Raw genomic sequence first — 21845 nt, forward strand, 5'->3', positions numbered from 1 at the left:
CGCAAGCGTTGAAGGCCACGATATGTTTCAGTCCGGTATCGGCCCTCTTCATTTGATGACGGACGACTATCGTCCCACAGGTCGCTCGTTCGCAGGGCAAGTCCGCGGCGTTGATGCAGCACAAGGTGGCAAGGGCCGCTTACTGAATGCCACAGGTCGGCGCGGGTTCGGGGCGAGCGTCAGCTAAGGGCTGTTCAATACGAAAGCGGTGGGACACAGGAAACGGCTCCGCCCCGGCGGCATGCCGAGCTGGCCGCGATCGCAGCGGCATTTCGCGCTTCGCCGGCAACCTCTGGAACGGGCGATGGCGAATTTTCGGACATCCTGGGGCCGGCGCTTTCAGGCGGAAGCCCAGCAGCGATATGCCCCTCGCGCTAGTGTTTCGGCAAGTATGTACATGATCCCCGAGCCCGGTAAGACGATGTGACAGATTGGCAGGACCTTGAGCGGCCGGTCGATCTGCTTGAGGGGTGGCCTTGTCGTGACGGATCCAGTCAGCTTGAAGACAGTCTGTGTGCAGCTGCGTTTTTTTGGCCTAGGCGGCCGCAATCCTCTCGTTCCCTAGGGGCGCGTCGTCATGCAAGGGACACACGGTTGAGCGCGGTCCAGACAGATGGCACTGTAGTCGAGCCCGCCAGCCAAGGCGATCTTCAGGCCCGGCGACAGGCGCGAATCCGGTTCCGCCCGGCGATTTGCGGCGTGGTGTTCCTTGCTGTCTCCGGCAACGCGGTCAGCGTGCGGCGTTGGCGTGGATACCTTCGCGCGGCGCGGCGGTGAGAATTTCAGATCGAAACCGCGGCGTCCCGAGCGATCGCATCGAGGTCAATTCCGGTCGCGGGGCCAACCACGACATAGGACGCAGCGCGGTCCTTCCACACCACCATGTCGATGTCGCCGAAGTCGCGAACAGTGAAGGCTGTAGGCCCGTCGTCCGCCGCCGCATCGCCCCCCGCGATGAAGCAGAGAGCCACGACCTCGCCCCCGGAATCGGTATACATGAGCTGGCCTACGGGCTTGCCGGCCGCGACCAGAAGACGCCCGCCCTGGAAGGTCAGGCCCAACCGGCTCAGGTCGGGGATAGCGAAGCTCACTCCTGTCGTGTCTGCCAGCCAGGTTTCCAAGTGGGCCGCCTCGGTCGCCGGAACTTCGGCGAGGTGGCGCTTTTCGCGCGCGTATACCCTGTGGTAGTCGGCCACCTGGTCGAGCCAGCCGGGCGCGGCCGCCACCTCGACCGGCGCTGACAGGAGTCGCGTCAGGACCGAACCCGCACCTGCACCGATCATCAGAAGCGCGATCGCCGCGGCCGCCGTGCCCATGCCCCAGTGGGGCCTTCGGGACACGTTGGCGGGCGCGGCGATGCCCGGCGCCTCTTCGATCACGCGGATGAGCTTGGGCGGCACCTGCGCCTCCAGCATCGCCGCGAAGGCAGACCCGATCGCTGCATCGGCCCCACTCAGCGCGCCAAGTTCATCGGCCATCGCAGCATCCTTTGCGATCAGCGCCTCGATCTCGGCGGCCTCGGACTCGGAGAGCGCGCCGTCGAGATAGGCGCTGAGCCGGTCGGTCATCTCTGGGGTCAGCTTGCCCGTCATGTCTCCGCCATCCCGCCCGCCTGGGCGAGCCTTTCCTTCATGAGTTGCCGCGCCTTCGACATCCGGCTCATTACCGTGCCGATCGGGATGTCGAGGATCTCGGCCGCCTCCTTGTAGGAGTGGCCTTCGATGCTGACCAGAAGGAGCGTCGCGCTCATGCCTTCCGGCAGCGCCATCACAATCGCGATCAGCTCATTGCCATAGACGTGATCGGCCGGGCCGACGGGGTTCGATAGTTCGCCCGCCTCGGCGGCCTCCACCTGGCCCTGGCCGACCCTGACCCGTCGTTTTCGGATTTCCGATGTCCACAAGTTGCGCATCATGGTGTAGAGCCAGCTATCGAGGCGGGTTCCCTCCCGCCACTGCGCCATCCGCAGGATTGCTCTTTCGCAGGTCATCTGCACCAGGTCATCGCCGTCGGCAGGATCGCGGGTCAGCGTCAGCGCAAAGCGGCGGAGCCGGGGCAGCAGCCCCACGAGTTCGGTTCTGAATGGAGCGTCATCCGTCACGGCGGCGCGTCCCCGGTTGCCCACGATCATCAGTCTCAACCGCTGGACAAAGGGAACACGATCGTATGCGCACGCGCAACCGCCGGCCGGAAAGGCCGGCGGAAACGCGTATCGTGGGCAAGGGCCCACCGGATCACCAGTCCGAGGGTTCCCCGCCAAGCGCCTTGTCAAGCGCTGCGTAGGCCCAGGTGTCTCGGCCGCCGCGCTTCTCGATCTCGGCGAGCTGCGACTCGGCGCCGAGGATATCGCCGTCGGCGATCAGCGCCTGGCCCATGTAGGACCGCGCGAGGATATAGTCGGGGTCGATCTCCAGCGCTGCCTGGTAGAAGGCCATCCCGGCCTCGACCCGTCCCGCCTTGCGATTGGCGAAGCCCTTGTAGTTCAGGACGCGCGCGTCGTTTTGGTTCTCGGCCACGTCGAGGACCTTGAGCGCGTTTTCGTACTGCCCGTCATAGGCCAGTTCGCGCGCCGCATCGTAAAGGTCGTCGTCGCTAAGCGCGCCACTCTGGGGGTTGACGCATTTGGCCTTCTTCTTGTCCCAGATCTTGCCGCCCTTGCATTCCTGGGTCGTCTGGGTCTTGACCGGCGGCTTGGTGGAATCGGAGCCCGCGGCAAGGGCCATCGAGGAAACAGAGGCTGCCGCGATGGCGGCAAGAATGGTCGTCGTGCGGTTCATAGGTCTTCTCCGTAATGCGATAAACTCGGTCGATGAGCGGCCACTGCGTCAGGCAGATCAATTGGCCGTTCGGAGGGGAAACGCACGGGGTAGGCGGAATATTCGTGCGGGTCAGGGGATTCTCTCGCGCGCGCTGCCGACCTGCCGACAGCGACGCCGGTAGTGCCGTGTCCCTTGGCGAAAGGCTCCGGTTGACCAACTTCAATTTGATCGTGATGGCGATCGCGTGACAGCCAGCATCTGTCTCCCGTCAGCGCCAACGTGACAGTTTGGGCCGACTGCGAAATAGGGGATTTCAGGCTCATCGTGCCCGTCAAGGAATGAAGATGGGAATGACATCCGGGTCGCTCGAGTCGTCTGCCGAGAAGGCCTTCAACGGCGTCCATCGGCGGGCTGGACATCTGAGATGTCCGGTCGTCAGCACCTGATGGAGTTCCGCTGCGACGCGGAGGAGGCCCGTGCAGCGCGCGCGAGGCCTAGCCGGACGGAAAGGCGGCGAAGATATCCGTCGCTATGGTTTCGCTTCGTCCACAAGCGGGCACGTCACAAGAACTCACATTTTTTCGAATTGGGTGCGAATTTTTCTGAACCACTGAGCGTTGTACCAGGTACGAGCGGCCACAACACGCCGTTGGCCAATTAAACCAAACAGGAGCTCGCGAGACGAAGTTCTGAGAGCGTCGCAGTGACCGCCCTTGCAGTGGCGAGAGCCGCGCCCTCGGTAGGACCGTATAAAACACGAGCTCCGAGATTGCTGAGCGAGGCTAGCATGAAATTTCTGAATACCCTCATTGCGACGATCTTTCTGGCCACCCCTGTATACGCGGCTCCTCAACCCTACGAACTTCAGCAAGGCGACAGCAGCGTCGGCTTCAGCTGGTTCCTGGGCAGCGAAGAAGTCCGGGGCAGCATGCCTGTTGCCGGAGCAGACATCGTACTGGACCTCGACCGATTGCAGAACAGCAAGGTCAGAGTTTCTGTCGATGTAGCGCAGGCTCGGGCCGGCTTTCCTTTTGCCAGTCAGGGCATGAAAGGCAAGAAGGTACTATGGGCGCAGAAGTATCCGCAAATCACCTTTGAAAGCACCGGGTTCCGTCGGAGCGGTGACGGCGCGATCGTTGACGGCAACCTGACCGTGCGTGGCGTGACACGTCCTGCCACGTTCACCGCCCAGCTTTTCCGTCAGGCCGGTACAGAAGTTGGCGACCGGAGCCGCCTCTCGGTGCGGCTGAACGGCAGCCTGTCTCGGGCGGCCTTCGGCGCGAACGGTTGGGCCGATATGGCCGGTGACGAGGTCAGGCTCTCGATCATCGCGCGGATGCAGATCGCGGGGCGGTGATGAGCCTTCGCAACACCTCAAACGCATTTGGCGTCGTGACCCGGGCATTGCACTGGGTCACGGCGGTGCTGGTTCTCTTGGCTTTGGCGTTGGGGACCTGGATTGCCAATATGGAAATCACACTCTCTGCATTGAAGTACTTCGCATACCACAAAACACTTGGTTCAGTGGTTCTGTCGCTCGTCGTTCTCAGGATTGTCTGGCACCGGGTCAGCGCTCCGCCTCCCCCTTTGTCACACGGCATTCCCTTGCGGGACGATCTGGCTCGCGTGGTGCATCGTGCCTTTTACGTCCTCCTTCTGGCCATGCCGATTTCAGGTTGGGTGGCAAGCTCCGCGAGCGGCATTGATACGTTGATCTTCGGGCGCTGGACGCTACCCGCCATCGCACCGGTCTCGGATACTTGGGAGGAGGTTGGCTTCCTGATCCATGACATCATCGGAAAGGTGCTGGTGGCAGTAATCCTTCTGCACGTGGGCGGAGCGCTGTTTCACGCTGTCGTAAGGTGCGACGGTACGCTACGCCGGATGGTGAGCGGGCAATCGATTTGAACCGAAACCACGAGGTTGCTCGCCGCTGTGTGCAGCAAACCCGCCGATCGTGGAGGTACAGGACGCTGGAGATGACAGCGCGGGTGTGTGCTGGGATGCCAGCGGTGGGATTCTGACCTCGGACTATCCTGGTTTCGATCTGGTCATGGTCAACGAAGTGGCCCGCAGGCGTCCGGATTCTGGTTGAAGTTCTTTGCACCGAAATTGCCCGCCGGAAGAGGAACGGAAAGCCTTGAACGCATGGAGTTTCATGCACGCCGCAAGTGGCGGTTCTCGCCACCCATTCGAATTCAACGCGTCGTGAAGCGGCATGGCGAGTCATGCGAAAGATTGAGGGCAACGGCAGAATCGTCTGCGCTCTTTTGTCTGTTGAGCCTTCATGTTGATGCGTGATCGACGAACGGCCGATTTAGTGGACCGCGGTGCAGCATTGCACGCGGCTTCGAACGGCAAGTGTGGGCCGTCGATTATTCGTCAGCAATCAGCGGTACGTCCATACGACCAGGAAGCGGGGGCCGCTCAGCACCTGATTGACCTGCAATGTTGGCTCGCCGTCAGCTGGTCTCATGGCAAGGTAGTTCAACAAGACCCCTGTCCAGTTGGGTCAATGCCTCGGGGCCAGTTGCCGTGACCATCAGCATGTCCTCTATGTTAAAGCCGCCTAGATCGGGTGGGTAGTAGGGCAGCTCCAAGCAAATCATCATGTTTTCCGACAATTCGGTATCGTTTGGCCCAAGGAACGGAGGCTCCTCCGTCTGATCGTCAAGGCCGATGGAATGTCCGACGTGGCCGCGGGAGTAGTTGGGCAGACCATTCTTGCGCACGGCAGTAATCGCCGCCTCGAATACGTCGCGGACGCGGGCGCCGGGCCGGATCAAGACAAGCGCGGCGTCAAAGCCGGCACGCAATGCATCGTGCACCAATAATTGCTCCGCGGAGGGCGGACCCAAACTGAAATGCCGGCATCCGTCGCTCCAGTATCCGTTCACGCGGACACCGCAATCCAGCTTAATGATGTCGCCTCGTCGAACGATTTGACTCTCACCCGTCCCGAGATGCGGGAAAAAGAAGGTCTTGTCGAACGGGCCCAGTTCCGGATCGCACCTAACGGCGTCCCGCAGCGCCGCCTCGAAGATGACTTGGAGGTCTGCGGCGGTCAGCCCCTCCTTGATCTTGTCGACCGTTCGGGCAACGCCGATGTCAAACAGCCGGGCGGCTTTCCTGAGGCTGCTGATCTCGCCCGGTTCCTTGATGCTCCTGACCCGATATGCGATCTGCCTGCAATCCACGAGCCTATGGCCCAAAAATGCACGTTCAAGCGCCATGAAAGTCTCGTGTTTCATCAGCGAAAGATCGCTGCCCACCACCGGCGATACCAAGCCCCGCTCGGTGACGATCTTGCTCACCAGCGCAAATATCGCTTCCGCATCATATTGTTCCGGTCGCTCGACCACGGCGCCACGCGGGCCCGCGACGGTGCGGAAATCGCGGTTTTCAGTCCACATCGGATAGGTGCGAATGTCGGCAATGTCGGTTGCGTGCCGTGCGTCCTGCTCGGAATACTCGCTGACGACAACCGCCGGATCATGACTGGAGTCGGCAAACAGAACGACGAGGTCGGTTCCGGACATCTGCCACGACAGATCGATGAACGCACTCTGATAGCCGGAAAGGTAATGGAAATTCGAGGGCGTGCACGCGATGTAGACGTCGACGCCATCCCGCCGTAGCGCCTTTCGAAATCTCTCCCGTATCGCCGCGCGCATGACATCCCGTCCTTCGTCTCGACATTGGAAACTGCCATGGCGGGGCACAGCTCGTGTGCAGTGAATCGACATCGCGCGTGACGGAATGGACAGCAATGTGCGAGTGTCGCAGCGACTCCGATAACGGACTCGCTGCGAACGGCCATGACCTCGACGCAAGGTTGCACCTCACCGGACATCAATCGTCGCCGCAAGCGCGTGTTTGGTTTCTTGTTGCTCGACCAATATCCGCTGCTTCCGGTCTCGGGAATGATAGACATCTTGCGGGACGCCGAGTACGTCACCGGCCGCCGCAACTTCGAGTGGTTCACGATCTCCGCGGACGGAGCGGAGGTCGCGGCGATGAACCATCTGCGGATTCGGGCGGACTATTCGATAGAGAATACCCCGGCATGCGATGTCGTAGTCGTCTGCGCCGGCCTCGGAGGTCACTTGATCGACGACGACAGGGTCTTTCGCTGGTTGCGCAAGCAGTATTCGGACAATGTCGTCGTCGGGTCGATTGCAACGGGCACATGGGTCTTGGCCAAGGCGGGGCTACTCCACGATCACAAATGCACTGTTCACTGGGAAGACATCCCTGCCTTCGAAGAGACGTATCCGAGAATCGACGTAGCTCGGATGCTCTACGTGCGGGATAGGCAAATATTCACCTGCACCGGCGGCACCGCGGCAATCGACCTGTTTCTTCAGTTCGTGACGGAAAGTCTCGGCGCCGAGGTTTCTTCCGACGTTGCCCGTCAGATCATCCATCAGTCTGTTCGAGTAGGCTCCGACTTGCTGCCGATCAAGGACAGCCCCTATCTGAACATTCCCAACCGGGCGCTGCACGACGCGACGGTGATGATGCACGACAACCTCGAAAATCCGGTCCCGATTTCCGATATCGCCAAACGGGTGGGCGTGTCGCAGAAGCATCTCGAACGGCTCTTTCGCAGCTTCTTTCGGTCCACACCGCAACTTCACTACCGGACCATCCGGCTTGATCATGCCCGCGCGCTGGTGCGGCTGACGAAGTTCGAGATCTGGCAGATCGCGATCATTGCGGGGTTTTCCAGCGCGCAATATTTTTCGCGCTGCTATCGGAGCAAGTTTTCGATCACGCCGACCGAAGAGCGCAGGATGCTTGTGCAGTACGCGATTCCAGGCCAAGCCGCGGCGCGCTTGACCTGAGCGGCATGGCCTCTGCTGACAGATGTCGAATAGGCATCGCTATGGTGTCGAATGGCTGCACGTGACAATGCGGCGGACCGGTACACTTATCCTAGTTCTGGGCTGTGATGCTGGGAGGGGCCGAAAATGCCACATTCACGAAATCAGTCCTTGCGAGAGGCGCGAACAGGTAACCATCATTCCGGGTCGTGTCCCAATCGACGTCAAGTGCTGGTTGGCGCGTCCGCCCTGGCGGCGGTGACGGGCGCGGGAGCGTTACTATGCGCCAGCCCGAGCCATGCGCAGACCCCGAAGCGAGGCGGGCGGCTCCGAATCGGCGTTTCCGGCACCTCGACCACAGACTCGCTCGATCCGCGAGCGATTACCGGGGCGATGGTGGGGGTCATGATCGGGCAACTCCGCAACGGATTGATCGAGGTAAATGCCGATGGCGAGCTCGTCGGTGAACTCGCGGAAAGCTGGGAAGCGACAACCGAAGGCGCCGATGTCTGGCGGCTGAAAATCCGTCAGGGGGTCGAGTTCCACTCCGGAAAGACGCTGGGCCTGGATGATATCCTCTATTCATTGAACCTGCACTTAGCCGAGGAATCGGGCTCCCCCCTTAAAACCGTTCTGAGCGGGATCTCTAATCTGGAACGGGACGGCGACGACGGCCTCACTATCACGTTGTCAACAGGCAACGCGGATTTTCCGAGCCTGTTGTCCGATCCGCGGCTGCAGATCATGCAAGATGGCGACACGGACTATGAGAAAGGTAACGGCACTGGCGGCTATGTGCTTCAGGATTGGGAGCCCGGCTTGCGCGCTTTCGCAACGCGACATCCGAACTACTGGAAAGCAGATCATGCGAACTTCGATGAGGTGGAAACGATCGCGATTGAGGACGCAACCGCGCGGGTCACGGCCCTTCAGACCGGCAGCATCGATGTCATGAACAGCGTGGATCGCGCGACCGCACATCTGCTGACCGCGCAAGGCGATTTGGAGCTGGTAGTTCAGAACGGCTACAAGCACTACACGCTGCCAATGCGCGCCGATACGCCGCCCTTTGACAACAACGACGTGCGGGAGGCGGTCAAATACGCGATCAATCGGCAGGAAATCCTCGACAAGGTGCTCTACGGGTTCGGCTATCTCGGCAACGATCACCCGATCCCCGCCAGCCTTCCGGTTTTCGCGACGCCCGAGGAGTTGCCGCAGCGCGAATACGACCCGGACAAGGCGAAGTTTCACCTGAAGCAGGCGGGGCTCGAAGACCTGACCGTCCAGCTCAGCACCTCCGAGGCGGCGTTCGACGGAGCAGTGGATGCGGCACAGCTAATCCAGGAGAGCGCCGCGCCAGCAGGCATCACGGTCGATATCCGGCGCAAATCGAGCGACGGATACTGGAGCGACGTCTGGCGCAACGACCCGTGGGTGATGTCTTATTGGAGCGGACGCCCGACGGCTGACTGGATCTTCAGCGAAGGCTATCACAGCGCGGCGAGCTACAACGACGCGTTCTGGAAGAACGAGCGCTTCGACAAGCTGCTGATGGAGGGCCGGACTGAGCTCGACCCTGTCAAGCGCCGCGACATCTATGTCGAGATGCAACGCATCGTCAGCCGCGAAGGCGGCCAGTGCATCCCCGTCTTTGCGGCGGATGTACTGGCCAAGTCCACGAAACTCGCCCATGGGCCCGTCGCGGTGAACTGGGACATGGACGGCTACAAGCTCGCAGATCGATGGTGGTTCGCATGATTGCGGGCTGATCGATCGGGTTCGCGCCATATGGCCAATTCCGTCCCCGGCCAGATGGATGCGCGCATGGTGCGAAAGGACTTTCCCGAAGAGGTCCGCATCGACGCGGACCTGCGCATTCCGCTGCCCGATGGCAGGCGCCTTTCGGCGCGGATGTGGAGCCCGGCTTCAGCGAACAAGACCCCGGTGCCTGCGGTGGTGGAATATGCGCCGTTCCGGCACCGCGATTTCACCTATCCGCGCGACGCCCTCATTCATCCCTGGTTCGCAGGACACGGCTATGCTGCGATAAGGCTCGAACCCGCGGGTTCGGGCGAGTCCGATGGTCTCCCGCAGGACGAATATGTCCTGCAGGAGCAGGAGGATTGCGTCGCGGCGCTGGCCTGGATCGCCCGGCAGTCGTGGTGCAGTGGCACGACTGGCATGTTCGGGATGTCCTGGAGCGCCTTCAGCGCGCTCCAGGTGGCCGCGCGCCGTCCGCCATCGCTGAAGGCTATCATTCCCGTAAATGGCACCGACGACCGGTTTTGCGATGACATTCACTTCATGGGCGGATGTGTTCTGACAGCGGGGCTGAGCTGGGGGGCTTTGTACCAGACCTACATGATGCGTCCGCCCGACCCGGACGTGTTCGGGGAAGATTGGCGCCGCATCTGGATCGAGCGCATGGAGAAGGCGCCAAACGTTCTAGAACGGTGGCTGAGTCACCAGAGTCGTGACAGCTTCTGGAAACATGGCTCCGTGCGCGAAGACTACCGCGCGATCAAAGCCGCCACCTATGTGATCTGCGGCTGGGCGGACGGCTACACCAATGCGGCCCTCCGGATGGCGGCGGGTCTGAGCTGTCCCAATCGCGTGCTGGTCGGCCCCTGGGGGCACACCTATCCGCATATCGCCCTGCCGGGACCGCAGATTGGCTTCCTGCAGGAGGCGACGCGCTGGTGGGATCGTTGGTTGAAGGGCCACGACAATGGCATCGATGAGGAGCCTGCGGTCGTCTACTACATGCAGGACTACACCCCACCCGCAACATCCTACAGCCATCGCGAAGGCCGCTGGATTGGTGAGGCGGTATGGCCGTCCGTGCATACATCGAACCAGGTTCGCCACCTGAATCCGGGCCGCCTCGACCGCGACCGGAAACCACAGTCCCGCCTTGCACTCCGTTCGCCTCTTGGGATGGCCACACCAAGCTGGGAATGGCTGCCGCACGGCGTTGGCCCCGAATTGGCCGGCGATCAGACTGCACTGGATGGCGCCGCTCTTTGCTTCGATACCGAACCTCTGGAAAAGCCTACGGAACTTTGCGGCCAGCCGGTCGTATCGCTGCGCATGGCCTCTGACACTGAACTGGGCACCCTGCTTGTCCGGCTGTGCGACGTCGCGCCCGACGGAAGCTCTGCCCTGATAGCCTACGGGTTGCTCAATCTGGCCTTTCGCAATGGATTCGAGACTTCTGTTCCCATGCGCGTCGGCGAGGTGTTCGACGTCGAGGTGGGTCTCAGCTCCATCGCGCAATGCGTGCCCGCGGGTCATGTATTACGACTCGCCGTCTCGACCCAGGCGTGGCCCCTCGTCTGGCCTGCTCCAGAACACATGACCGCTACGGTGTTGACCGGGGCAAGCGCAGTGAAGCTTCCGATCCGGCATCTCGAAGCACCGGACGGTGCCGTCCCCGACCTGGGCGTTCCCCAGATTCCGTCGCCGCCGGAGATGACCCGGACGCGCGCCGTCAACCACGAGAAGTTCCTGGATCGAGACCCTGCAAGCGGTTCCTGGACACAGCGACACACGAAGGATGACGGCGCTTTTCTCATCAGTGAAAGCGGCAGATTGGTCGATTCCAGTTCGGTTCTGACTCATGGCTTGAGGGGCGAGGACCCGCTGTCTGCCACGGCCGAGTACCGTTTCGAAATCACCATGGGTTCCGATACGCGGCGGATCAGGCTGACAACACTTAGCACCGTCAAAGCGAGCGCTACGGAGTTCGTTGTTCGTACCGACACGCATGCTTGGGAAGGCGAGGAGCTTGCCTACAAGGGTTCGCGGGTCTGTCGGGTGCCCCGAGCATCGAGTTGAACTTATGCAGGCGGCCCGTCTGGCGGCGTCTAACCGGCGAGAACGAACGAAGGCGGGTGCGGACAATGTCTTTGAAACCTAGCTCCGTCGCGTGTGATCCGGCCCATTCCCAAACTGGAAATATGAAATCCGCAGAGAGAGAGAGAGAGAGAGAGAGAGAGAGAGACCTCGCGAATTTGCGCGCTCCCTGTGCCAGAAACGCGGTCTCCGGAAAGCACTGAGTCACGCAAGTTACGGATAACGCGCCACAGTACTGCGCTCGGGGCAGGAGTCTCGGGAAAAGCGGGGTGAGTGGCAGCCCGTAGGGGAGTCGAACCCCTCTTTCCAGGTTGAAAACCTGGCGTCCTAACCGATAGACGAACGGGCCGCAATTGGCGTGCGGCGCTGTTTAGGCCAGCAAACGATGACTCGCAAGAGAATATTTGCAGATTCTTGTGCAGCGCAGCGCATCAGGCGCAGGCGGCATCTTCCAGTCTGAGCTGCGGTTTGACCCGACCTTGCCAGTGATTGATCTCGAGCCGTCCGGCAAGGTGAAAACGCCCGCCACCGTGCTGCTCGAGCAGGGGGCCGAGAGCTGTGTCGAATGCGCCGAATGCGATCGCCTCGACCGGCGCGGATAGGCCGTCGGTGAACGCAAGGCGCAGATGGTTCTCCCCGACACGCCGGGCGAAGGCCAGGCCCATCTCGGCGAAGGCGAAGCGCGGCGCGGGGGCGCCTTGTCCGAAGGGGCCCGCGCGCTCGATGTCCTCGATGAGGCCGGGCGTAGCGGCACCGGGCATGAGAAGCCCGTCGAGGCGCAGGTCGCGCGGGCCAATCTCACCCGCGCCCTGTTTCGCCAGCAGTTCCGAAAGGCGCGCCATGGCGTCGTCGAGCCGGTCTCGCGCGACCGTGAGGCCCGCGGCCATCCGGTGTCCGCCGCCCCTGATCAGCAGCCCCTCGGCGCCGAGCCGCTGAATCGAGGCGCCAAGGTCGATCCCTTCGACGGAGCGGCCCGAGCCCTTGCCCTCGTCGCCCTGAAATCCGATCACGATGGCCGGCCGGTTCGTCGCCTCCTTGAGCCTCGCGGCGACGATGCCGACGACGCCAGGATGCCAGCCCTCGGCCGCCGCCCAGACAAGCGGCGCGTCGAGTCCCCGGGCTTCGGCCTGCGCAAGGGCGGCGTCGCGGACCCGGTTCTCGATTTCGCGCCGTTCAGTGTTGAGCGTGTCGAGCCGTTCCGCGAGCGCCTGCGCCTCATGGGGATCGTCGGTCGCGAGAAGCCGCGCGCCGAGATCTGCTGCGCCGATCCTTCCTCCCGCATTGACACGGGGACCGAGGAGGAAGCCCAGATGATACGGCGTGGGGGACCGGTCCATCCGTGCGACATCGGCAAGCGTCGTGAGGCCAATCCGCTCGCGCCGCGCCATGACCTTCAGTCCCTGCCGGACCAGCGCGCGGTTGACGCCAATGAGCGGCGCGACATCGGCCACGGTGGCAAGCGCGACAAGGTCGAGCATCGACATGAGATCCGGGCCCTTCTCGCCGCCCTCGCGCAGAAGGCGGTTCGCCTCCACGAGCATCAGGAAGACGACCGAGGCCGCGCAGAGATGGCTAAGCGAACCGTTTTCGTCCTGCCGGTTGGGGTTAACGACGGCAAGTGCGGGTGGCAGCGTCTCAGCCCCAAGGTGGTGGTCGAGCACGATGACATCGGCAGCCTTCGCCGCCGCAATCGGTTCGTGTGAGAGCGTCCCGCAATCGACGCAGAGGATCAGATCGTGATCATGTGCGAGCGCTTCCATCGCGGGCACGTTCGGCCCGTAGCCTTCGTCGATCCGATCGGGAATGTAGAGCGTCGCATGTCGCCCCATGGCCCGAAGCCAGGTCATGAGAAGCGCTGCCGACGACCCGCCGTCGACGTCATAGTCCGCGAAGACCGCGATCTTCTGGTGATCCTTCACCGCCTTCAGGAAACGGGCAGCCGCCACGCCCATATCCCTTAGCGTTCGCGGATCGGGCAGGAGATCGCGGAGCTGCGGTTCGAGAAAGCGTTGGGTCTCGGCCGGATCGATGCCCCGCGCGACGAGAATTCGCGCTAACGCGGCAGGCAGACCGGTTTCCTGGACCATCGCCTCGGCAAGGCGGTCGGCCTCGGCCGTGGGTCCGACCCAGCGCCGGCCGGTCGCCGAAGATTCAACGCCGAGAAATGCGGGTCTCGTTGTCACTTCACCGGGTTGCGGTAGATCATGCGGCGGACCGAGCCGGTCTTCGAGCGCATCAGGATCGTTTCGGTTTCGATGAAATGCGGCTCGCGCTTCACGCCGCGCACGATGGACCCGTTCGTGACCCCGGTCGCGGCGAAGATCACGTCGGCCTGCACCATCTCATCGCGCGCATAGACGCGATTGAGGTCTTTGATCCCGGCCTTCGCCGCGCGGGCGCGCTCATCGTCGTTGCGAAAGAGGAGCCGGCCCCACATCTGACCGCCCATGCACTTAAGCGCCGAGGCGGCGAGCACGCCTTCGGGCGCGCCGCCCGACCCCATATACATGTCGATGCCGGTCAGTTCGGATTCGGCGCAGTGGATCACGCCGGCCACGTCGCCGTCGGTGATAAGTCGGATCGCTGCACCCGTGGCGCGAACTTCGGTCACCATATCCTCGTGCCGGGGGCGTTCGAGGATGCAGACGGTGATGTCGGTTGGCTTGCACTTCTTGGCCTTGGCGAGCTCCACGATTCGCTCCGTCGGGCTCATCTCGAGGCCGACGACGTTCTTCGGCAGGCCGGGGCCGATGGCCAGCTTGTCCATATAGACGTCGGGCGCGTGCAACAGGGTCCCTCGCGGGGCCATCGCGATCACGGTGAGCGCGTTCGGCATGTCCTTTGCTGTCAGCGTGGTGCCTTCCAGGGGATCAAGTGCGATGTCGACCTCGGGTCCGTTGCCGGTGCCCACCTCCTCGCCGATAAAAAGCATCGGCGCCTCGTCTCGTTCGCCCTCGCCAATGACAACGGTGCCTGTGATGTCGAGAAGGTTGAGTTGATCGCGCATCGCGTTGACTGCGGCCTGGTCAGCCGCCTTCTCGTCACCGCGCCCGATGAGGCGGGCGGAGGCGTGTGCGGCGGCCTCGGAGACGCGGGCGAGGCCCAGAGAGAGCATGCGGTCGTAGAATTCCTTGGCATTGGCCATGATCGATCCCTGTCGAAGTCCTTTTCCCCGCATCTAGCCGGTCGGACGGCCCGGGGGCAAGGGCGAAGGGACGCGCCACTCAGTGCATTCCTGCTGTCCGGACGACGCTGAAAAAGAAGCGCCCCTGCGGGCTGCCCCCACACCGTGTTCAGACCGTCTCGATACGGATTGCGACAGGATCGCCAAGGACGACAGCCGTTGCGGGTAACCGGCGAAGCGCGTGGTCGACGGCCTCTCGTGTCGTCTTGTGCGTAACGATGAGGACGGGCGCGGACGTGTCCGCATGGCCGTATTGCCGCATCCGGTCGATCGATATCCCTTCCTCTCCGAGAACCGTCGCCACCTTGGCCAGCGCGCCCGGTTTGTCCGTCAATCCCATCCGCAGGTAGTACGGCGCGGGTGCGGAACTGCGCGCCGGCGTCGGCTCCGTCAGGGTCGCGGCCGGTTGACCGAATGTCGACAGCCGGGTGCCGCGCGCGATTTCGATCACGTCGGACATGACGGCCGACGCCGTCGGCCCCGCGCCCGCACCCGCGCCCCTCAGCACGACCTGCCCGACGCTGTCGCCTTCAAGGACGACCATGTTCGTGCCGCCCTGCAACTGGCCGAGCGGGCTGTCGGCCGGGACAAGGCAAGGGGACATGCGCTGTTCAAGCCCGCGGCCGGTCATCTGCGCGACGCCGAGAAGCTTGATCCGAAACCCCATGTCGCGCGCGCGATGAATATCGTCGATCGAGACCCGGCCAATCCCTTCAAGATCGACCGCATCGAAGGACACTCTGGTTCCGAAGGCGATCGAGGCGAGAAGACTCAGTTTGTGGCCCGCGTCAATCCCCCCGACATCGAGTTCGGGATCCGCTTCCAGGTAGCCGAGTTGCCGCGCCTCTTCGAAGATATCCGTGTAGGGCAGTCCGGACTCCTCCATCCGCGTCAGGATGTAGTTGCAGGTGCCGTTCATGACGCCCACGACACGTCGGATCTCGTTTCCCGCGAGGCCTTCGGTCAGCGCCTTCACGACGGGGATGCCGCCCGCCACCGCCGCCTCGAAACGGATCACGTGACCTTTCGCCTCGGCCGCTTCGGCAAGCTGCTGGCCGTGATGGGCAAGCAGCGCCTTGTTGGCGGTGACGACGTCCTTGCCGGTTTCTATCGCGGCACGGATAGCGGCCAGGGCGGGACCGTCCGCACCGCCCATCAGTTCGACATAGACATCGACGTCCTCACGACGGGCGAGGGCGACAGGGTCGTCCTCCCATTCGTAGCAGGAGATGTCGGCGTCGCGGTTCTTCGTGCGGTCACGGGCCGAAATGGCCGCGACCGAAAGCCCGCGGCCTGCCCGGCGGGACAGCAATTCGGCATGGCGCTGCAGGATCTTGACGGTGCCGATGCCCACCGTGCCAAGGCCGGCGATGCCAAGACGCAAAGGTTCGGGCATGTGGTTCTCCGTCATCACAAGATCGGGCCAGCGCCTGCGCGCGCCTCGCGGCGTGTTAGCCTGTCGCGCGGCGGCTTGCAACGAGGGGCGGAGCGTGCGCCCTCAGAACTCTGCCGCGCGGAGCCGTTCCGCGCGCGCCTTGAGCGCTGCGGCGCGGGCGTTCACCGGTGCGGCCGGGTCGGATTCAGGCAGCGACGGCGTTCCCGCAACGAGGGTATCGATGGGAAGAAGCGCCGGGTAAGGCGCGTCCGCCACGGACGCGCTTTCGGCCGCCTCGACCTCGGGAAAGCGCGCGCATCCCGTGAGCACGGGCGCAATAAGGGTCAGCATCAGGAAGGTCAGGGCGCGCATTCGGCGATCCTCCGGCGGCATGGGCGCGAGACTAGTCCGCCGGGGTCAGGGCGCGCAAGCCGCTGTCGCGCCAGTGTTCGGGCCTTGTATTGAACGGGTGTTCAGATAACTTGGACCCATGGCACGCAAGACCGGTTCGCATTCGGAGATCACCGGCCCCCGCATCCGCGAGGCGGCTCTGAGGCTCTTTGCGAGGGATGGCTTTGCCGCCGTCTCCATGCGCCAGATCGCGGCGGAGGTCGGCGTGCAGGCGGGCGCGCTCTATCTCTACACGCCCGACAAGCAGACGCTTCTGTTTGACCTCCTCAAAGCCCATATGGACGACTTGATTGCGGCCTGGCAGGCGGAGCCCGTTCCGGCAACGCCCACAGATCGACTCGAAGCCTTCGTGCGCTTCCACATCCGCTTCAATCTCGATCGACCGGACGCGGTCTTCCTGTCCTACATGGAGCTGCGCAACCTGGAGCCGGATAACTTCGCCGAAATTGAAGCGCTGAGGCGCCACTACGAGAACCGGCTCGAGGGGATTCTGCGCGACGGTCAAGCGGCTGGCAGCATTGCCGCACCCGACACCAAGCTTGCCGCGCTTGCCATCATCGCAATGCTGACGGGTGTGAACACATGGTACCGCGAAGGCGGACGACTCAGCCGCGACCGCGTCGGGGATATCTACTGGGACATGGTGCGGAAGGCCGTGGCCGCCTGAGCCCCTTAGTATCACACTTTCTGCCCGGAAATGCTCTCCGGGGGTCCGGGGGTGGTAAACCCCCGGAACAGCTTGTTGGTCAAGCGGGCCGGATGAAAGTCCCGTTTCTCAGATCGGCCATCGCCTGCATCAGTTCGGCCTTGGTGTTCATGACGATGGGGCCGTGCCAGGCGACAGGCTCCTCGATCGGCGCGCCCGAGATCAACAGGAACCTGATGCCCTCGTCGCCCGCCTGGACCGTCACTTCCTCGCCCGTGCCGAAGCGGATGAGCGTGCGGTCGCCCGAGAGGTCGCGCATGTGGACTTCCTGACCCATGACCTCCTTCTCAAGAAGAACGCCCGTGGGCCGGCTCGCATCGGCGAAGCGGCCGGAACCTTCGAAGACGTAGGCGAAGGCGCGGCGGTAAGTGTCTATCTTGAAAGTTTTTTTCACGCCTGCGGGGACGAATATGTCGAGATACTGCGGCTCGGCCGCAATGCCGTCGACGGGTCCCTTCTTTCCCCAGAATTCACCGACGATCACGCGCACGCGGGTGCCGTCATCATCGACGATCTCGGAAATGTCGGCGCCCTTGACGTCCTGATAGCGCGGCGTGGTCATCTTCAGGTGCGACGGCAGGTTGGCCCAAAGCTGGAAGCCGTGCATCTGCCCCTTCGCGTTGCCCTGCGGCATTTCCTGGTGCATGATCCCCGACCCCGCCGTCATCCACTGCACATCGCCCGAACCGAGGCGGCCGGTATTGCCGAGCGAGTCACCGTGCTCGACCGTTCCCGCAAGCACGTAGGTGATCGTCTCGATCCCGCGATGGGGATGCCACGGAAAACCGCGCATGTAGTCCTCGGGCCGCTCATTGCGGAAATCGTCGAACAGGAGGAACGGATCGAGCTCGCTTGGGTCCTGAAACCCGAAGGCGCGGTGAAGCTTCACACCGGCGCCTTCAAGCGTCGGGCGGGCGGTGCGGGTTTCGATGACCGGTCTGATCGACATGGGGGCTTACTCCTGGTGTGCTGAGCGTAATATAGGACATACAGTCTCATCGCACAGCAGGGGCCGGGGTTCGAGGAGCCACAGAGTTTGTGCCGGAGCGCACAGAAGGGATTGAAGTATGGAGAGTGAAGATACCGCCGAGCCCGTCGTGGCAAGGGTCACGCCGTCGCCGGTCCGTCGCGGCTTCGCGCTGATCACGCTCGGCTTTCTCGGCGTCCTGCTGGAGCTTTTGGCCTTCCTCAGACCACCCCAGGCGTTTCACCTTCAGCTTTTTCTCATCGTCCTCGGGGTCGCGGTTCTGGTCCTGACTGCGCGACTTTTTCGGGCAACGGGAAAGGGGCTTGTGCTGACCGAGTCAGCGCTCCGCGACACTGCGGGGCAGGTCGTGGCGCCGGTTGACGCGATCCGCAAGGTCGAGCGGGGGATGCTCGCCTTCAAGCCGTCGAACGGGTTCCTGCTGCGGCTGAAGGAGAAACAGCCCCGGGCATGGGAGCCGGGGCTGTGGTGGCGGTTTGGCCGCAGCGTTGGTGTGGGCGGCGTCATATCCGGTGCCGAGGGCCGGGCGATGGCAGATGCGATCGGCGTCATCCTCGCGCGGCGCGGTTCGGCCTGACCGGGTCAGGCTTCGGGATCGACGAAGCCTTCACCGTCATTGTGAATGTTGCTGCCCGTGTCGATGTTGGGATCGTAGTTGCAGCCTGCCGTGGTGCCGTCCGAGCGCTCCCAAGGAACGCAGGCATTGTAGCGCGGCCGCGTCGTGATGAAGGTCGTATACCACTGCGCATTGAGGCCGATATTGAAAATCGGCTCATAGGCCATGTTGGTCTCGACGATCGTCACGAAGTCGCCGGCAGGCATCTGCGGGATGCGGTTTGCATTGGCCTGCAGCGATGCGGTGTTCAGGCGCTCGACTTCGCCCGTCGCGTAGGACCACTGAACCTCGAACCGCTGTTCGGCTTCGTCCCAGATGACGCTCGTGACGCGAACCCAGGTCGGCACGTTCGAATGCGTCAGGTAGTCGAAGAGCGTATTCAGACCCTCGACATAGTTGGCGTCGATCGCGTTCGTTTGGCGCGAAATCAGGTCAGCGACCGTGTATGCGGCTTTCAGGTTGATGTTCTTCTCGCGATAGGCGTCGAAGAACTGAAATGAAGCCACGTACCACCAGACGAGGAAAACCGAGGCGATCACACCTTCCGCGGGCATGTTGCCGGCTTCGTCCTTCGCAAACCGGATCGGACGCAGTTTAAGATTCTTGAGCAAAGACATGTTACTAACTCCCACGGTCCGGTTCGTTCACGAAGGCCGTCGCCGAGACAAGGGCATATGCGCCCGTATTGTCTTTCGGCAACCGCATGCCCAGCCCCGTCATAGGAAAGATTGGATCGAACTTCGCGCAGGCGCGGATCAGCATGATCTCGTCGCCCTCGCCATCGTCAAACTCAGGAAAGTCCTCAGGCTCCATCGGATTGGCGCGGTCGACGCAGACCGGCCCCGCCGACAGCGGCTCCCATGTAATGGTGCTGACCGGTCGAAGCTCGACTACCAGAACGTTTAGGCAGTCGGGAATGATGCCCGCCCGATTGCAGACGACCCGCTTGAAGTCGTCGTGGTTCGGATTGGTCCATGTGCCGAGGCGCAGGTCACGAACGGACTGGTCCACCGCACGCTCGAGCATGACATGCCGCATCGTCAGCATGCCCATCTCGAGCGATGAGACGATGAGCACCATGAAGAAGGGCAGGAAGATGATGAACGGGATCGTTGCCGTGCCGTCCTCTTCCCGCGCCTTTCTGACAAGCCAGGCGCGCATGATGTTGAGCATCCCCGACATCAGTGCGTCAGCCGCAGCTTGTTGATCGAGTTCACAATGCCCGAGAATGCTTCCTGAATGTCGAGCCCGGCGACGTTGTAGTAGTTGGAGTCGGAGCTCGCACAGCTCTGCAGGAGGTTCTGGCCCTGGGTGGGCGCCTCGAACGCAATCGTGTAGATCTTGATCTTGCGGCTGTCCAACTTCGCGGCATCGCAGACATCGAGCGTTCGGGCATCCTTCTCGTAGCGGATCCACTGCGTCGCGATCGGGTCGGAGACGGAGCCGGGACGCCACTGGTTGCGGAGCCAGTTGCTGTCGTAGGCGTCCTTGATGATGTAGTCGGCGAAGTAGTAGACTGACATCGTCGACCAAACTTCCTGCCACTCCATGTGGTGGTCCTTTGAACCCGACCCGGCAGGCGTGTCGTAACCGTAATCGCCCGGCTTCGCGCCGTAGGGTTCGTTGCGCCAGATATCGTGGCGGAAGACATAGTACTTGCCGCGCGATTCATCCCAAAGCGAGTATTGGTTCAGTGAGAAGTCGTCCGAGGAGCTCGAATTCTCCTGGTAGTAGCTGTTGCGGTGAAGCGGGCTCAGGCCTTCCTCGTAGGAGGGGTTCTGGTCGTCGCTGTTGCGGATGCGGTATTCGGTCGTGTTCGCGCCGTCGGTCATCAGCACGATGATCTTCAGCGCGTCGCCGTCGTCATAGGCGTAGGGCCGTTCGCCGAAGCTGCCCGGCAGCGATCCGGCCGCGATCATGCCGTCCACGACCGGCTGCATCGACGGGTCGAGCAGAGCCGCGCCCCATTTCATGCCGATGTCGATCGACGTATTGCCCGCCGCTGACAGCGCATCGATATAGGTCTTCAGCGCGTCGCGGTCGCCCGAGAAGGGCAAGACCTGTCGGTTGGACTGCGTGGCGTTGTCGGGGCAGTTGGTCAGGACCGGCGGACTCGCCCGGTAGAACGGATCGAAATGCGCGTTCTGTTGGTAGGTGCGCGCAGGTGTCGAGCCCGCGAGCGTGATTGCGGTCGTATCGAAATCGCCCGCGTCGTCACGGAACTCGATGCAAGTGGAGTACGTATGTTCGCCCGTGATGTCGAAGTAGCCGGCGAGGTCGTCGCTGATCGAGACCTGGGTGGCATAGGGGACGATCGAGATCGAGACCTTGCCTTCCTCGGTGCTGTCGAAGATCTGGTCGACGAACGACTTTGCGGCCGGCTTGAGATTTGTCAGCCTGTTGTTCGAGTTCATCGAGCCCGAGACGTCGAGGATGAGCGAGATTTCCACCTGTCCGATGCTTTCCTCGGCGGTCGAGGCGGCGGGCGTCGACATCTCGTTCACGCCCACGAGCTTCATGAACCAGGTGTCCATTTGCTCGGAGACGTTGATCTTCACCTTGCGCGAGGTGCCGAAGTTGCCCTCGGTCACGATGATGTCCTCGTCGGCCGGCGGCTTGAGGCCCGCCTTGCGGAAGTAATCCTTGACGACCTCCTTCGGCTGGAGCGACTGCTGAAGGTCGGCGGCGGCCAAGGCGGCGCGGTCGATCGTGTTCTGCAGCAGCGTGCGGCGTTCTTCGAAACGCATGAGATCGAGCGACACGCCCGCGAGCATCAGCATCATGATGAACGCGAACAGGCCGAATATCAGCAACGAACCGTCCTCTTCACGACGGAAGCGGCTGATAGCCGACAAAAGGCTTCGCCCCGTGACCCGCGTATCGGCGGCATCTATGGTCGTCAGAGCAAATCTTTTCATCACTCGTCCTTTCCCCAGGTCGGCCCCCGCCCACGAATCCGTGTGGCAGCGGCCGGACTCGTTAATCTGTTTCCGTATCACTTAAGGCGAAACTGGGGTCCAACATGAGGCAAAAATGGGGCAGCCGCCTAAAAAACCCTTAATATGACGTTTGCTAGCGGGTGATCCGGGCGCATTCGGCGGATCGTTGCCGGTTGCAGGACAATC

19 protein-coding genes and 1 tRNA gene are annotated in these 21845 nt (G+C 62.7%); 7 read left to right on the top strand and 13 right to left on the bottom strand.

The features are described from left to right. Positions 1-782: 782 nt before the first annotated feature. The 3 genes from DEA8626_RS03865 to DEA8626_RS03875 form a co-directional block, all read right to left on the bottom strand. Entirely contained in the window at positions 783-1592 is an 810-nt protein-coding gene (locus DEA8626_RS03865; protein ID WP_108851732.1) for an anti-sigma factor family protein, read from the bottom strand. Next, positions 1589-2131 carry an RNA polymerase sigma factor gene (locus DEA8626_RS03870; protein WP_108851733.1) on the bottom strand — a complete coding sequence of 181 codons (543 nt, stop codon included), beginning with the start codon at positions 2129-2131 and terminating at the stop codon, positions 1589-1591. The genes DEA8626_RS03865 and DEA8626_RS03870 overlap by 4 nt, the downstream gene beginning before the upstream one ends. Before the next feature lie 103 nt (positions 2132-2234). Beyond that, positions 2235-2777 carry a tetratricopeptide repeat protein gene (locus tag DEA8626_RS03875; RefSeq protein WP_108851734.1) on the bottom strand — a complete coding sequence of 181 codons (543 nt, stop codon included), beginning with the start codon at positions 2775-2777 and terminating at the stop codon, positions 2235-2237. A 769-nt stretch (positions 2778-3546) separates the two neighbouring features. Here DEA8626_RS03875 and DEA8626_RS03885 point away from each other — a divergent pair. Both DEA8626_RS03885 and DEA8626_RS03890 read left to right on the top strand, forming a co-directional pair. After that, positions 3547-4116, top strand: a complete 570-nt coding sequence (locus tag DEA8626_RS03885) for a YceI family protein (RefSeq protein ID WP_108851736.1) — start codon at positions 3547-3549, stop codon at positions 4114-4116. Next, positions 4116-4667 carry a cytochrome b gene (locus tag DEA8626_RS03890; RefSeq protein ID WP_108851737.1) on the top strand — a complete coding sequence of 184 codons (552 nt, stop codon included), beginning with the start codon at positions 4116-4118 and terminating at the stop codon, positions 4665-4667. Before DEA8626_RS03885 ends, DEA8626_RS03890 begins: the two co-directional genes overlap by 1 nt. A 554-nt stretch (positions 4668-5221) precedes the next feature. Here the strand turns inward: DEA8626_RS03890 and DEA8626_RS03895 are convergent. Beyond that, positions 5222-6433, bottom strand: coding sequence for a M24 family metallopeptidase (locus DEA8626_RS03895; protein ID WP_181366351.1), 1212 nt, complete (start codon positions 6431-6433; stop codon positions 5222-5224). Positions 6434-6682: 249 nt separating this feature from the next. On the opposite strand from DEA8626_RS03895, the gene DEA8626_RS03900 reads away from it, so the two are divergent. From DEA8626_RS03900 to DEA8626_RS03910, 3 genes are all read left to right on the top strand, one after another. Continuing rightward, entirely contained in the window at positions 6683-7606 is a 924-nt protein-coding gene (locus DEA8626_RS03900) for a GlxA family transcriptional regulator (RefSeq protein ID WP_219929159.1), read from the top strand. 384 nt (positions 7607-7990) lie between these two features. Continuing rightward, the gene (locus tag DEA8626_RS03905) at positions 7991-9346 is read left to right on the top strand and encodes an ABC transporter substrate-binding protein (protein ID WP_219929160.1); all 1356 of its coding nucleotides are present in this window, start codon (positions 7991-7993) and stop codon (positions 9344-9346) included. Positions 9347-9376: 30 nt separating this feature from the next. Further along, positions 9377-11425 carry a CocE/NonD family hydrolase gene (locus DEA8626_RS03910; RefSeq protein ID WP_108851741.1) on the top strand — a complete coding sequence of 683 codons (2049 nt, stop codon included), beginning with the start codon at positions 9377-9379 and terminating at the stop codon, positions 11423-11425. Positions 11426-11717: 292 nt separating this feature from the next. Here the strand turns inward: DEA8626_RS03910 and DEA8626_RS03915 are convergent. The 5 genes from DEA8626_RS03915 to DEA8626_RS03935 all read right to left on the bottom strand — a co-directional run bounded on the left by DEA8626_RS03915 (position 11718) and on the right by DEA8626_RS03935 (position 16374). Continuing rightward, positions 11718-11792, bottom strand: a tRNA-Glu gene (locus tag DEA8626_RS03915). 82 nt (positions 11793-11874) lie between these two features. Beyond that, positions 11875-13626 carry a single-stranded-DNA-specific exonuclease RecJ gene (recJ, locus tag DEA8626_RS03920; RefSeq protein WP_245890744.1) on the bottom strand — a complete coding sequence of 584 codons (1752 nt, stop codon included), beginning with the start codon at positions 13624-13626 and terminating at the stop codon, positions 11875-11877. Then, entirely contained in the window at positions 13623-14588 is a 966-nt protein-coding gene (gene glpX, locus DEA8626_RS03925) for a class II fructose-bisphosphatase (RefSeq protein ID WP_108851742.1), read from the bottom strand. Before glpX ends, recJ begins: the two co-directional genes overlap by 4 nt. Positions 14589-14736: 148 nt before the next feature. Beyond that, the gene (locus DEA8626_RS03930; RefSeq protein WP_108851743.1) at positions 14737-16023 is read right to left on the bottom strand and encodes a homoserine dehydrogenase; all 1287 of its coding nucleotides are present in this window, start codon (positions 16021-16023) and stop codon (positions 14737-14739) included. Positions 16024-16125: 102 nt separating this feature from the next. After that, the gene (locus DEA8626_RS03935) at positions 16126-16374 is read right to left on the bottom strand and encodes a hypothetical protein (protein WP_245890746.1); all 249 of its coding nucleotides are present in this window, start codon (positions 16372-16374) and stop codon (positions 16126-16128) included. 118 nt (positions 16375-16492) lie between these two features. Between DEA8626_RS03935 and DEA8626_RS03940 the strand changes: the two genes are divergently transcribed. Beyond that, entirely contained in the window at positions 16493-17080 is a 588-nt protein-coding gene (locus DEA8626_RS03940) for a TetR/AcrR family transcriptional regulator (protein WP_108851744.1), read from the top strand. 79 nt (positions 17081-17159) lie between these two features. Here the strand turns inward: DEA8626_RS03940 and DEA8626_RS03945 are convergent, their stop codons facing one another. After that, complete coding sequence (locus DEA8626_RS03945) at positions 17160-18068, bottom strand: pirin family protein (protein WP_108851745.1); 909 nt, start codon at positions 18066-18068, stop codon at positions 17160-17162. A gap of 118 nt (positions 18069-18186) precedes the next feature. Here DEA8626_RS03945 and DEA8626_RS03950 point away from each other — a divergent pair, with 118 nt between their 5' ends. Then, complete coding sequence (locus DEA8626_RS03950; protein ID WP_108851746.1) at positions 18187-18681, top strand: hypothetical protein; 495 nt, start codon at positions 18187-18189, stop codon at positions 18679-18681. A 5-nt stretch (positions 18682-18686) separates the two neighbouring features. On the opposite strand, the gene DEA8626_RS03955 is transcribed toward DEA8626_RS03950, so the two are convergent. Genes DEA8626_RS03955 through DEA8626_RS03965 form a run of 3 tightly spaced genes read right to left on the bottom strand, consistent with a single transcriptional unit; the run spans position 18687 to position 21638 of the window. Next, complete coding sequence (locus DEA8626_RS03955; protein WP_108851747.1) at positions 18687-19337, bottom strand: TadE/TadG family type IV pilus assembly protein; 651 nt, start codon at positions 19335-19337, stop codon at positions 18687-18689. Between the two features lie 4 nt (positions 19338-19341). Further along, positions 19342-19902: a TadE/TadG family type IV pilus assembly protein gene (locus DEA8626_RS03960; protein WP_108851748.1), complete on the bottom strand. Its 561-nt coding sequence runs from the start codon at positions 19900-19902 to the stop codon at positions 19342-19344. Continuing rightward, the gene (locus DEA8626_RS03965; protein WP_108851749.1) at positions 19902-21638 is read right to left on the bottom strand and encodes a pilus assembly protein TadG-related protein; all 1737 of its coding nucleotides are present in this window, start codon (positions 21636-21638) and stop codon (positions 19902-19904) included. Before DEA8626_RS03965 ends, DEA8626_RS03960 begins: the two co-directional genes overlap by 1 nt. Positions 21639-21845: the final 207 nt, after the last annotated feature.

Source organism: Defluviimonas aquaemixtae, from assembly GCF_900302475.1.
GTDB classification, from domain to species: Bacteria; Pseudomonadota; Alphaproteobacteria; order Rhodobacterales; family Rhodobacteraceae; genus Albidovulum; species Albidovulum aquaemixtae.